9 protein-coding genes and 2 pseudogenes are annotated in these 12869 nt (G+C 58.9%); 8 read left to right on the top strand and 3 right to left on the bottom strand.

The window, feature by feature from the left end:
- The first annotated feature begins 336 nt into the window (after nucleotides 1–336).
- Complete coding sequence (gene azu / locus JFV26_RS02660) at nucleotides 337–783, top strand: azurin (RefSeq protein ID WP_201189485.1); 447 nt, start codon at nucleotides 337–339, stop codon at nucleotides 781–783.
- 238 nt (nucleotides 784–1021) lie between these two features.
- Here the strand turns inward: azu and nadE are convergent, their stop codons facing one another.
- The 3 genes and pseudogenes from nadE to JFV26_RS02645 form a co-directional block, all read right to left on the bottom strand.
- The gene (gene nadE, locus JFV26_RS02655) at nucleotides 1022–1849 is read right to left on the bottom strand and encodes an ammonia-dependent NAD(+) synthetase (RefSeq protein WP_201189483.1); all 828 of its coding nucleotides are present in this window, start codon (nucleotides 1847–1849) and stop codon (nucleotides 1022–1024) included.
- A gap of 4 nt (nucleotides 1850–1853) precedes the next feature.
- Nucleotides 1854–3076, bottom strand: a pseudogene (pncB, locus tag JFV26_RS02650) (nicotinate phosphoribosyltransferase).
- A gap of 280 nt (nucleotides 3077–3356) precedes the next feature.
- Entirely contained in the window at nucleotides 3357–4259 is a 903-nt protein-coding gene (locus JFV26_RS02645) for a LysR family transcriptional regulator (RefSeq protein WP_201189475.1), read from the bottom strand.
- A gap of 185 nt (nucleotides 4260–4444) precedes the next feature.
- On the opposite strand from JFV26_RS02645, the pseudogene amaB reads away from it, so the two are divergent.
- From amaB to JFV26_RS02610, 7 genes and pseudogenes are all read left to right on the top strand, one after another.
- Nucleotides 4445–5933: pseudogene (amaB, locus tag JFV26_RS02640) on the top strand (L-piperidine-6-carboxylate dehydrogenase).
- Between the two features lie 135 nt (nucleotides 5934–6068).
- Complete coding sequence (amaA, locus tag JFV26_RS02635) at nucleotides 6069–7352, top strand: L-pipecolate oxidase (RefSeq protein WP_201189473.1); 1284 nt, start codon at nucleotides 6069–6071, stop codon at nucleotides 7350–7352.
- A 361-nt stretch (nucleotides 7353–7713) separates the two neighbouring features.
- Nucleotides 7714–8847: a branched-chain amino acid ABC transporter substrate-binding protein gene (locus JFV26_RS02630; RefSeq protein ID WP_201189471.1), complete on the top strand. Its 1134-nt coding sequence runs from the start codon at nucleotides 7714–7716 to the stop codon at nucleotides 8845–8847.
- Between the two features lie 171 nt (nucleotides 8848–9018).
- Nucleotides 9019–9933, top strand: a complete 915-nt coding sequence (locus JFV26_RS02625) for an ABC transporter permease subunit (protein WP_201189469.1) — start codon at nucleotides 9019–9021, stop codon at nucleotides 9931–9933.
- Nucleotides 9934–9936: 3 nt separating this feature from the next.
- A complete protein-coding gene (livM, locus tag JFV26_RS02620; protein ID WP_201189468.1) occupies nucleotides 9937–11220 on the top strand; it encodes a high-affinity branched-chain amino acid ABC transporter permease LivM in 1284 nt (427 codons plus the stop codon).
- The gene (locus JFV26_RS02615) at nucleotides 11217–12089 is read left to right on the top strand and encodes an ABC transporter ATP-binding protein (RefSeq protein WP_201189466.1); all 873 of its coding nucleotides are present in this window, start codon (nucleotides 11217–11219) and stop codon (nucleotides 12087–12089) included. Before livM ends, JFV26_RS02615 begins: the two co-directional genes overlap by 4 nt.
- Nucleotides 12086–12802 carry an ABC transporter ATP-binding protein gene (locus JFV26_RS02610; RefSeq protein ID WP_201189464.1) on the top strand — a complete coding sequence of 239 codons (717 nt, stop codon included), beginning with the start codon at nucleotides 12086–12088 and terminating at the stop codon, nucleotides 12800–12802. Before JFV26_RS02615 ends, JFV26_RS02610 begins: the two co-directional genes overlap by 4 nt.
- The last annotated feature ends 67 nt before the right edge of the window (nucleotides 12803–12869 follow it).

Below are 12869 nucleotides of genomic sequence, written 5' to 3'. Positions count from 1 at the left end.
TCCAGGGTCAGGATGGCCACAGAGTAAAGGTAGGCAAGCGACGCTCCAAGGGTTAAACCTCGCGTTTTGGTGTTTCGCAGGTGCCGCTGGCGCCACAAGCGTAGGTGGCGAGCAAGCTGCACAACAGACTGTTGAAGGACATGACCGGCGCTCCAGATGAGTGATGACGACCTGAGGATAGGGCCGACCTGGATGCGTGGCTGTTAGTTTGTTTCGATGAGTGTCATAGCCCGAAAGTTGTATACAATTTTTGATTCAAGTCATAGGAACTTGCGAAGTTTTCAGGCAGTCTTCTGTCCATTCGCGATTTTGTTAACCCTGCCTTGGAGATTCACCATGTTTGCCAAACTTGTTGCGGTATCCCTGCTGGCGCTGGCCAGCAGCCAATTGATGGCTGCCGAGTGCAAGACCACCATCGACTCCACTGACCAGATGTCCTTCAACAGCAAGGCCATTGAAATCGACAAAAGCTGCAAGACCTTCACCGTTGAGTTGACCCACTCCGGCAGCCTGCCGAAAAACGTCATGGGCCATAACTGGGTGCTGAGCAAAGAGGCTGACATGCAGCCGATCGCCACCGCGGGCATGGCTGCGGGCATCGACAAGAACTACCTGCCGGAAGGTGATGCACGCATCATCGCCCACACCAAAATTATCGGTGCTGGGGAGAAAGATTCGGTGACTTTCGACGTGTCGAAACTGGCCGCCGGCGAAAGCTACGGCTTCTTCTGCTCGTTCCCGGGCCACATCTCGATGATGAAAGGCACGGTTACCCTTAAGTAATCGAATCCCGCGCATAAAAAAGCGTCCCGATCAGGACGCTTTTTTTTGCTCAACGCCCGTCGCTGCGGGATGCCTGTAGGACTGTAGGACTGTAGGACCGTAGGACCGTAGGAGCTGTCGAGTGAAACGAGGCTGCGATCTTTTGATCTTGCTTTTAAAAACAGAATCAAAAGATCGCAGCCTCGTTTCACTCGACAGCTCCTACGGTCCTACGGTCCTATGGTCCTATGGGGAGGACTTAAGGCGCAAACGGCATCACTCGCTTGTGATGAGTCTTTTTGTACGTGTCGCAGATGATCTTGAACGCTTCGTCGCGCACCGGTTCGCCGTGCAGGAACGCGTCGATCTCGGCATAGGTCACGCCGTGGGACGCCTCGTCCGGCTTGCCCGGCGACAAGTCTTCAAGGTCGGCCGTCGGGATCTTTTCCACCAGCGATTCCGGCGCACCGAAGCTGCGGGCAATCGCCCGGACCTGATTTTTCACCAGGCCGCTCAACGGAGCCAGATCGCAAGCGCCATCACCGAATTTGGTGAAGAAACCCATCACCGCTTCCGCCGCATGGTCGGTGCCGATCACCAGGCCGTGGGCGGCGCCGGCGATGGTGTATTGGGCGACCATGCGCATCCGCGCCTTGGTGTTGCCGAGTACAAAATCCACCGAGACGGCGTGCTTGCCTTCGAACGCGGCGACTTCACTGGCCAGGGATTTGACCGCCGGGCCGATGTTCACCGTGTGGCGTTCGTCCGGGGCGATGAAATCCACCGAGGCCTGAGCATCGTGTTCATCGAACTGGGTTTCGTACGGCAGGCGCACGGCGACGAACTTGTAGCTCGCCTCGCCGGTGCGCTCGCGCAATTGGCGCATGGCGCGCTGGGCCAGCAGGCCGGCAGTCAAGGAATCGACGCCGCCACTGATGCCCAGCACCAGGGTCTTGAGCCCGGAATTGACCAGGCAATCCTGGATAAAGGTAATCCGCCGGACGACTTCCGCCTCGAGGGCTGCTTGATCGACGAACGGCGGCTGAACCTTGAGCTGATCAGCAATCTCACGCTGTACGGCTTGCATGAATTCACTCCTTGCTAGAAAGGCTGGAAAGGGCAGGAACTTTGAAAACGTGTCGCAAATAGGCGACGAAATTCGGGTCTTTGCAGTGAGTCTTGCCAGGCTCATCAGAAATCTTTGCCACGGGCTGACCGTTGCAGGCGGTCATTTTAAGCACGATGCTCATCGGTTCGACACCCGGAATATCACACGTCAGGTTGGTGCCGATACCGAAGCTGACATTGATCCGACCCCGCAGCGCCCGGAATATTTCCAGGGATTTGGGCAGCGTCAGGCTGTCGGAGAACACCAGCGTCTTGCTCATCGGGTCGATGCCGAGCTTGTGGTAGTGGACGATGGCTTTTTCCGCCCAGAGCACCGGGTCACCGGAGTCGTGGCGCAGCCCGTCGAAGAGCTTGGCGAAATACAGGTCGAAATCGCCGAGGAAAGCATCGGTGGTGATGCAGTCGGTCAGGGCAATCCCCAGCAAACCGCGATATTCGCGAACCCAGCAATCGAGGGCGGCAATCTGGCTGTCGATCAACCGTGGGCCGAGTTGCTGATGGGCCATGATCCACTCGTGGGCCATGGTGCCCAGGGGTTTCATGTCCAGCTCACGGGAAAGATGCACGTTGCTGGTGCCGACAAAGCGCCCGGGAAATCGTGCTTGAGCACGTTCACCACTTCTTCCTGCACGCGGTAGGAGAAGCGACGACGGGTACCGAAATCGGCGACCTGCAACTCGGACAATTCGTCGCTGCTGGCGTTGGCGGTCAGCCAGTCGAACTTGCGATAGAGCTGCTCGCGAGCCTGTTCCAGAACGACTTCCCGGTAGCGATAGCGGTTACGTACTTCGCTGACGATGGCCAGCATCGGCACTTCGAACAGAATCACATGCAGCCACGGCCCGCGCAGGCGGATAAACAACTCGCCGTTTTCGATACCGGTGTGAACGTAGCGCAGGTTGAAGCGGAACAAACCGAGAAACCGCAGGAAATCCGGCTTCATGAAGCTGATGCGCTCCAGGAAACTCAACTGGTCGGCGCTCAGGCTCAACTCGGCCAGGCGCTCGATCTGGTAGCGGATTTCCGCCAGGTACGGGCGCAAATCCTCACTGTTACGGCAACGAAACTCCCATTCGACTTCCACGTTAGGGTAGTTGTGCAGCACCGCCTGCATCATCGTCAGTTTGTAGAAGTCGGTGTCGAGCAGGTTCTGCACGATGCGATCGCCAAATACGCTCTCGCTCATAACGGGTCTCTCCATGCTGGCCGCGGCCCGTGGTCGCGACGTTTCAGCTGTTTCAGTGAATGGGGCTAGTGGCGCATATCAGAGGTGCGGATTGCCAGCGATTTTTGCACCGACGCAGTTGCCCTTGTAGGCGCGGTGTCGGAACTGTGTAGGAGCTGACGAGTGAAACGAGGCTGCGATCTTTTGATTTTGCTTTTTTTTAAGATCAAAAGATCGCAGCCTCGTTTCACTCGGCAGCTCCTACCAGTTCCTACCAGTTCCTACCAGCTCCTACAGGTGTTTATTCAGTGGGGTTGTCGATCTGCTCCAGCATCCACTTCACAAAATCCCGCACCTTGGGCACTTCCGCCGAATGTTCCGGGTAGGCCAGGTAGTAGGCGTCGGAGCTGGGCATTGCATGCTGCCAGGGAATGACCAGTTTGCCGTCGGCCAGCTCCTCTTCCACCAGAAACCGCGGCAACAGCGCCACGCCGCAACCGACCTGGGCTGCGCGGATGCACATATAAAAGGTTTCGAAGCGCGGGCCGTGATAGCTGTGCTCGGTGTGATAGCCCTGACTGTCGAACCAATCGTGCCAGGCCTGGGGCCGGGAGGCGTTTTGCAGCAGGACCAGGTCAGTGAGTTGTGTCGGGTCGGTGAATGGCGTGTCCGGCAGGCTGCCCGGTGCGCAGACTGGCACCAACTCTTCACCGAACAACTTCAGGCTTTCAGTGCCTGGACGTGAGCCTTGGCCGAAATAGAACGCCAGGTCGCTGCGACCTTGCAGCAAATCGTCGGCTTCCTGCTCGCTGCACAAATCGAGGTGAATCGAGGGGTGACGCAGGCGCCAGCCTTTCAGGCGCGGCACCAGCCAGCGCGCACCGAAGGTCGGGGGCGTGGAAACGCGCAGGACTTCGGTATCGCCGCCGTAGGAGCGCAAGTAATGGGTCGACATCTCGACCTGCGTGAGGATTTTTCGTACCTCCACCAGGTACAAATCACCGGCCGGGGTCATTTGCAGGCGTCGGCGCACCCGGCGGAACAGCAAGTGCTGCAGCAGCTCCTCGAGTTGCGCGACCTGTTTGCTGACGGCGCTCTGGGTCAGGTTCAGCTCTTCGGCGGCCCGGGTGAAGCTCAAATGCCGGGTCACGGCCTCGAAACACTGCAACGCGGTGATCGACGGCAAGTAGCGTTTATTCAGCATGGGTGGTCCTTTTTCTTGTTGCTCTATGCTTTTCTTTTACCGGCAACTGCGAAGCATGAATAAACGGAATGATATCTCGCTTAATGGTCGTTTGTTGGCTCGTCTTGGGGGCGCTACAACTACAGGCCTGATCAGCCGTGATTTTCCGGCTGCACGATTTCTGTTTTCTGCTTGAGGAGTAACCCATGGTTGCCGCATTGCTTGATCGTCTTGGTGTGAACCCGGCCCTGTACCAGAACGGCAAAGTGCCGGTGCACTCTCCAATCGATGGCAGCCGGATTGCCGCCGTCAACTGGGAAGGCGCGGCTGAAGTCGAGCAACACATCAGTCGCGCAGATCATGCGTTCGAGTTATGGCGCAAGGTCCCGGCCCCGCGCCGTGGCGAACTGGTGCGCCAATTGGGCGACATCCTGCGTGAATACAAGGCTGATCTGGGTGAGCTGGTCTCCTGGGAAGCCGGCAAGATCACTCAGGAAGGCCTGGGCGAAGTTCAGGAAATGATCGACATCTGCGACTTCGCCGTCGGTCTGTCCCGTCAGCTGTACGGTTTGACCATCGCTTCCGAGCGTCCAGGCCACCATATGCGCGAAACCTGGCACCCGCTGGGCGTTGTCGGCGTGATCAGTGCGTTCAACTTCCCGGTCGCAGTCTGGGCCTGGAACACCGCGCTGGCGCTGGTCTGCGGTAACCCGGTGATCTGGAAACCGTCGGAGAAAACCCCGCTGACCGCTCTGGCCTGCCAGGCGCTGTTCGACCGCGTACTGAAAAACTTCAGTGATGCCCCCGCACCTGAGCCAAGTGATAATCGGCGGCCGCGATGCTGGCGAAGCTCTGGTCGATGACCCGCGTGTCGCGCTGATCAGCGCCACCGGCAGCACCCGCATGGGCCGCGAAGTGGCACCGAAAATCGCCGCGCGCTTCGCTCGCAGTATTCTGGAACTGGGCGGCAACAACGCGATGATCCTCGGCCCAAGCGCCGACCTGGACATGGCCGTTCGCGCCATCCTGTTCAGCGCCGTCGGCACTGCCGGCCAGCGTTGCACTACGCTGCGCCGTCTGATTGCCCATGAATCGGTGAAAGAAGAAATCGTCACACGCCTGAAGGCGGCGTACTCCAAGGTTCGCATCGGCAACCCGCTGGAAGGCAACCTGATCGGCCCGCTGATCGACAAGCACAGCTTTGAGAACATGCAGGATGCGCTGGAACAAGCCCTGAGCGAAGGCGGCCGGGTGTTTGGCGGCAAGCGTCAACTGGAAGACAAGTTCCCGAATGCCTACTACGTGGCCCCGGCCATCGTGGAAATGCCTGAGCAGAGTGATGTGGTCTGCAACGAAACCTTCGCGCCGATCCTCTACGTGGTTGGCTACAACGATTTCGCCGAAGCCCTGCGCCTGAACAACGCCGTGCCACAAGGCCTGTCGTCGTGCATTTTCACCACCGACGTGCGTGAAGCCGAGCAGTTCATGTCGGCGGTCGGCAGCGACTGCGGCATCGCCAACGTCAACATCGGCCCGAGCGGTGCAGAAATCGGCGGGGCGTTTGGTGGCGAGAAGGAAACGGGCGGTGGTCGTGAATCCGGCTCCGATGCATGGCGCGGCTACATGCGCCGCCAGACCAACACCGTGAACTATTCGCTGGAGTTGCCGTTGGCTCAGGGGATTACGTTCGACTGATAAAAAGGGTGTGCCTGAAAAGATCGCAGCCTTCGGCAGCTCCTACGGGACTACGCCTGGCTGCGGTTTTGTAGGAGCTGCCGAAGGCTGCGATCTTTTTGGCGGCTTGGTTAGGTTTCTGATTGGAGTCTGGCAATGCCGTTACGCGAAGAGTGTCTGTGGGAAAAACTGACGCCACAAAGGCCCGACAATACGGCGCTCAAGGGTGAAGTGAAGGTTGATGTCTGTGTCATCGGCGCCGGTTTTACCGGGCTGTCGGCGGCCGTGCATTTGTTGGAACAGGGTAAAAGCGTCTGCGTGCTGGAAGCCCATCGCGCCGGTCATGGCGGCTCCGGGCGCAACGTCGGGCTGGTCAACGCCGGAATGTGGATCCCGCCGGACGAGATCGAAGCCGGGTTCGGCGAAGCAGTTGGCAGTCAGCTCAACCGCATGCTCGGTGCGGCACCGTCCCTGGTGTTCAGCCTTGTGGACAAGTACAACATCGATTGCCAGCTGCGCCGCGAAGGCACGCTGCATATGGCGCACAACGCCCGTGGCGAAGCCGACTTGCGCAGTCGTGAAGAACAATGGAAACGCCGTGGGGCGCCAGTTGAACTGTTGACCGGCCAAGCCTGTGAACAAGCGACTGGCACCAAGAAAATCGCCGCCGCGTTGCTGGATCGGCGTGCAGGCACTCTCAACCCGATGGCCTACACCACGGGGCTGGCCAAAGCGGCCATCGGTCTCGGTGGTCAGTTGTTCGATCATTCGCCTGTAACAAGACTTGAACGTCAGGGCCAACGCTGGTCGGTGCAAACGGCCCAAGGCTCGGTGCTCGCCGAGCAAGTCGTGATCGCATCCAACGCCTACACCGAAGGCGACTGGACAGAGCTGCGCCGCAACTTCTTCCCCGGTTATTACTACCAAGTGGCCTCGGTGCCGCTGACCGAAGACGCAGCGCAACAAATTCTGCCCGGCGGCCAAGGCTCCTGGGACACCCGACAAGTATTGAGCAGCATTCGTCGCGACAAGGACGGGCGTCTATTGCTCGGCAGTCTCGGCAATGGCAATCAGAAACCGACCTGGTTTTTGAAGGCCTGGGCCGATCGGGTTCAGCAGCACTACTTCCCGTACCTGAAACCGGTGGAATGGGAGTGCACCTGGACCGGTTGCATCGCTTTTACCCCCGATCATCTGATGCGTCTGTTCGAACCGGCGCCCGGAATAGTGGCAGTCACCGGTTACAACGGCCGGGGCGTCACTACTGGCACCGTTGTCGGCAAAGCCTTTGCCGACTATTTGTGTAACGGAAATCCTCAGGCGCTACCGATTCCGTTCGCTCCGATGCAGCCATTGGCAGGTGTTGGCCTGCGCAGTTGCCTGTATGAGGCCGGTTTTTCGCTGTATCACGCAGGCCAGTGCTTGCGGATCGTCATTTGATTGTTGATTTTTGTTGCTGGAAGCGGCGCTTTTTCGCGCAGCGACTAGCCTGTAATGGTGCGAGTTGTAGCAGTTGCGCACCAGCAGTGTGCACTTCGGTGACGCACGTTGTTACAGGCCGGTTGCACGTCGTTTAACGCCGCGGTTGCAATGATGGCGCATGCGGGTTGCGCCCTCAAAAAGAAAAGGTTTCACCTCCCGCGGTTTAGACGGTTGCACGCCCAATGAAAATGGGATCGAAACAGTCGAAATAACAATAAAGCAGCGACTTTTTCAGAATAAAAAACCGATGGCACGGCCCTTGCTCTGAGCATTCAGTGAAGTCGCAGTGCCAACTAAAAAAACCTTGGAGCACCACCTCATGTCCCAGACGTTTTACAAGAAAGGCTTTCTGGCCCTCGCAGTGGCAACTGCTTTGGGTGTTTCTGCGTTTGCACAAGCCGATGTGAAAATCGGTGTGGCAGGTCCAATGACTGGCGCTAACGCGGCATTTGGCTTGCAATACATGAAGGGTGCGCAGGCAGCGGCCGACGCCATCAACGCATCGGGCGGCGTCAACGGGGAAAAAATCGTACTGGTCAAGGGCGATGACGCCTGCGAACCGAAGCAGGCTGTGACGGTCGCCAAGGACCTGACCAACCAGAAAGTCGCCGGCGTGGTCGGTCACTTCTGCTCCTCGTCGACCATCCCGGCTTCCGAGATCTATGACGAAGCGGGCATCATCGCGATCACTCCAGGTTCCACCAACCCACAAGTTACCGAACGCGGCCTGAGCGCCATGTTCCGTATGTGCGGGCGTGACGACCAGCAAGGCATCGTGGCCGGTGACTACATCGTCGACGTGCTCAAAGGCAAGAAAGTCGCGGTCATCCACGACAAAGACACCTACGGCCAAGGCCTGGCTGATGCCACCAAGGCTCAGTTGATCAAACGCGGGGTGACCCCGGTGATCTACGAAGGCCTGACCCGTGGTGAAAAAGACTTCAGCGCCCTGGTCACCAAAATCCGCGCTGCTGGCGCCGACGTCGTCTACTTCGGCGGTCTGCACCCAGAGGCTGGTCCACTGGTTAAACAACTGCGTACCGAAGGCCTCAAGGACGTGAAATTCATGTCCGATGACGGCATCGTGACCGACGAACTGGTAACCACCGCTGGCGGCCCGCAATACGTCGACGGCGTGCTGATGACCTTCGGCGCCGACCCGCGCCTGCTGCCAGACAGCAAGACTGTGGTCGAGCAGTTCCGCAAGGCCGGCACCGAGCCAGAAGGCTACACCCTGTACGCCTACGCTTCGGTCCAGACCCTGGCGGCTGCCTTCAACGGTGCCAAGTCCAACAAGGGCGAAGACGCTGCCAAATGGCTGAAAGCACACCCGGTCAAAACCGTGATGGGCGAGAAAACCTGGGACGCCAAGGGCGACCTGAAAGTCTCCGACTACGTGGTTTACCAGTGGGACAAGGACGGCAAATACCACCAGCTTGAAAAACAGAAGTGATATGACCTGCTGACTTGCCCGGCGCCGAGTGCGCCGGGCAGTCAAAGAACATGTCCGTGCAGTACCTGTCTTTTCTCGTAGAGCTGCACGTAACCGTGTTGCACTGGCGGCTGAACCCCGGTCCGTTGCAAACCGCTTCCGTGCAGTCTCTCAAATGCGTGAGATTGCGTTATGGATGGTATTTTCCTGCAGCAACTGGTCAATGGCATGACTCTCGGGTCTGTCTATGGCCTGATCGCCATCGGCTACACAATGGTCTATGGCATCATCGGCATGATCAACTTCGCCCACGGCGAGGTTTATATGATTTCCGCTTACCTCGCGGCGATCAGTCTGGCTCTGCTGGCTTACTTCGGTATTGAATCCTTCCCTCTGCTGATGCTCGGCACACTGATCTTCACCATCGTCGTCACGGCGGTGTATGGCTGGGTCATCGAGCGTGTCGCCTACAAACCGCTGCGCAACTCCACACGACTGGCACCGCTGATCAGCGCCATCGGTATTTCGCTGATCCTGCAAAACTATGCACAAATCGCCCAGGGTGCTCGGCAACAGGGTGTTCCGACACTGCTGACCGGTGCATGGCGCGTCGACATAGGCACTGGCTTCGTCCAGCTCACCTACACCAAGATCTTCATTCTGGTCGCAGCGTTTGCCGGCATGGGCCTGCTGACCTACGTCATCAAGTACACCAAGCTCGGCCGCATGTGCCGCGCTACCCAGCAAGACCGCAAAATGGCCTCGATCCTGGGGATCAACACCGACCGGGTGATTTCCTACGTGTTCATCATTGGTGCAGCGATGGCGGCCCTGGCCGGCGTGCTGATCACCATGAACTACGGCACGTTCGACTTCTACGCAGGTTTCGTCATCGGCATCAAGGCGTTCACCGCAGCGGTACTCGGCGGGATCGGCTCGCTGCCTGGCGCGATGCTCGGTGGGATCATCCTCGGGATCTCCGAGTCGTTGTTCTCGGGTCTGGTGAATTCGGATTACAAGGACGTTTTCAGCTTCTCGCTGCTGGTTCTCGTACTGGTCTTTCGGCCTCAAGGCCTGCTCGGCCGTCCTCTTGTGTCGAAGGTGTAAGCGATGTCTTCAACCACTAAAAAAACCATTGATGTCAAAAGAAGCCTGGTTGACGCGATTCTTGCCGGCCTCGTTGCCCTGATTGTGTTCGGCCCGATTGTCGGTGTGGTCCTTGAAGGCTACAGCTTCAACCTGCAGCCGACCCGTGTGGCGTGGCTGGTCGCCATCGTCATGGCTGGCCGCTTTGCCCTGAGCCTGTTCCTGCAATCGCCCAAGGGCCTGAAAATCCTCGAAGGCTTTGAAACCACCGGCTCCGGGGTTCACGTACTGCCGCCCGATTACAAATCCCGTTTGCGCTGGGTTGTGCCGTTGGTGATCGTCATCGCCGTGGTCTTCCCGTTCTTCTCCAACTCGTATTTGCTGGGCGTGGTCATCCTTGGGTTGATCTATGTGCTGCTGGGCCTGGGGTTGAATATCGTGGTCGGCCTGGCCGGCCTGCTCGACCTCGGTTACGTGGCGTTCTACGCCATCGGCGCCTACGGCCTGGCGCTCGGTTATCAATACCTCGGGCTGGGTTTCTGGACGGTACTGCCGCTGGCGGCAATCACGGCGGGGCTTGCCGGTTGCATCCTCGGTTTCCCGGTGCTGCGCCTGCACGGTGACTACCTGGCGATCGTGACCCTGGGCTTCGGTGAAATCATCCGGCTGATCCTCAACAACTGGCTGTCCCTGACCGGCGGCCCGAATGGCATGGCGGCTCCGTTGCCAACCTTCTTTGGCCTTGAATTCGGCAAAAGAGCGAAGGAAGGAGGAATACCGTTCCATGAGTTCTTCGGCATCGCCTACAACCCGGACGTGAAGTACTACTTCATCTACGCGGTGTTGTTCCTGGTCGTGCTGGCCGTGCTGTATATCAAGCATCGCCTGACCCGCATGCCGGTCGGTCGCGCCTGGGAAGCACTGCGTGAAGACGAAATCGCTTGCCGCTCCATGGGCCTGAACCATGTGCTGGTCAAGCTCTCTGCGTTCACCATCGGTGCATCGACGGCCGGTTTGGCGGGTGTGTTCTTTGCCACCTATCAAGGCTTCGTGAACCCGACCTCGTTCACCTTCTTCGAATCGGCCTTGATTCTCGCCATCGTGGTACTCGGCGGCATGGGCTCGACTATCGGCGTGGTGATTGCGGCGTTCGTGCTGACCGTCGCCCCTGAACTGCTGCGTGGCTTCGCGGAATACCGCGTGCTGTTGTTCGGCGTGTTGATGGTGTTGATGATGATCTGGCGACCGCGCGGCCTGATTCGGATCAGCCGTACCGGTGTGACCCCGCGTAAAGGAGTAGCGCCATGAGCGAAGTCGTACTCTCGGTCGAGAAGCTGATGATGCACTTCGGCGGCATCAAGGCGCTGAGCGATGTCAGCCTGAAGGTCAAACGCAACTCGATCTTCGCCCTGATCGGCCCCAACGGTGCCGGCAAGACCACGGTGTTCAACTGCCTGACCGGGTTCTACAAGGCCTCGGGCGGCAAGATCGAACTCAATGTGCGTGGCGAGCAGACTAACGTCATCAAACTGTTGGGTGAGTCGTTCAAGCCGGTCGATTTCGTCTCGCCGAAATCCTTCCTCAGCCGGCTGTACTACAAGATGTTCGGCGGCACCCACCTGGTGAACCGTGCCGGCCTGGCCCGCACGTTCCAGAACATTCGCCTGTTCAAGGAAATGTCGGTGCTGGAAAACCTGCTGGTGGCCCAGCACATGTGGGTCAACCGCAACATGTTGGCCGGCATCCTCAACACCAAGGGTTACCGCAAGGCCGAAAGCGATGCACTGGACCACGCCTTTTACTGGCTGGAAGTGGTGGACCTGGTGGACTGCGCCAACCGTCTGGCCGGCGAACTGTCCTACGGGCAGCAACGTCGTCTGGAAATCGCCCGGGCCATGTGCACGCGGCCGCAGATCATCTGCCTCGACGAACCGGCCGCCGGCCTCAACCCTCAGGAAACCGAAGCGCTGAGCGCGATGATCCGGCTGCTGCGCGACGAGCACGATCTGACCGTGGTGCTGATCGAACACGACATGGGCATGGTTATGAGTATTTCCGACCACATCGTGGTACTGGACCACGGCATCGTCATTGCCGAGGGCGGACCTGATGCGATTCGCAATGACCCGAAAGTGATTGCGGCCTACCTGGGCGCCGATGAAGAGGAGTTGGTATGAGTCAACCGATCCTCGAACTCAAGGAGCTGGACGTGTTCTACGGGCCGATCCAGGCCTTGAAGAAAGTCTCGCTGTACATCAACGAAGGCGAAACCGTCAGCCTGATCGGCTCCAACGGGGCCGGCAAGTCTACCCTGCTGATGTCGATCTTCGGCCAGCCTCGGGCGGCCGACGGGCAGATCATCTATCAGGGGGTGGACATCACCCACAAGTCGTCCCACTACATCGCATCCCACGGCATCGCCCAATCGCCGGAAGGCCGGCGGGTGTTCCCCGACATGACCGTCGAGGAAAACCTGCTGATGGGCACCATCCCGATTGGCGACAAGTACGCCAAAGAAGACATGCAGCGCATGTTCGAGCTGTTTCCGCGGCTCGAAGAGCGGCGTACCCAGCGGGCCATGACCATGTCCGGCGGCGAGCAGCAAATGCTCGCCATCGCCCGGGCGTTGATGAGCCGGCCGAAATTGCTGCTGCTGGATGAGCCGAGCCTGGGCCTGGCACCGATTGTGGTGAAACAGATCTTCGCGACCCTGCGGGAACTGGCGAAAACCGGCATGACCATCTTCCTGGTCGAGCAGAACGCCAACCACGCGCTCAAACTGTCGGACCGGGCGTACGTGATGGTCAACGGCGAGATCCGCCTCACAGGCACCGGCAAGGAGCTGCTGGTGAACGAGGAGGTGCGTAACGCCTATCTCGGCGGGCACTAAACCCTTCGAGAACATAAAAACGTCCTGACGGACTCAACGTCAGGGCGTTTTTTTATGCCCCAGGTTT

The organism is Pseudomonas sp. TH31 (assembly GCF_016650815.1).
Lineage (GTDB): Bacteria > Pseudomonadota > Gammaproteobacteria > Pseudomonadales > Pseudomonadaceae > Aquipseudomonas.
Note: the sequence above shows the minus strand (reverse complement) of the source record. Positions and strands in the feature narration are given on the sequence as shown.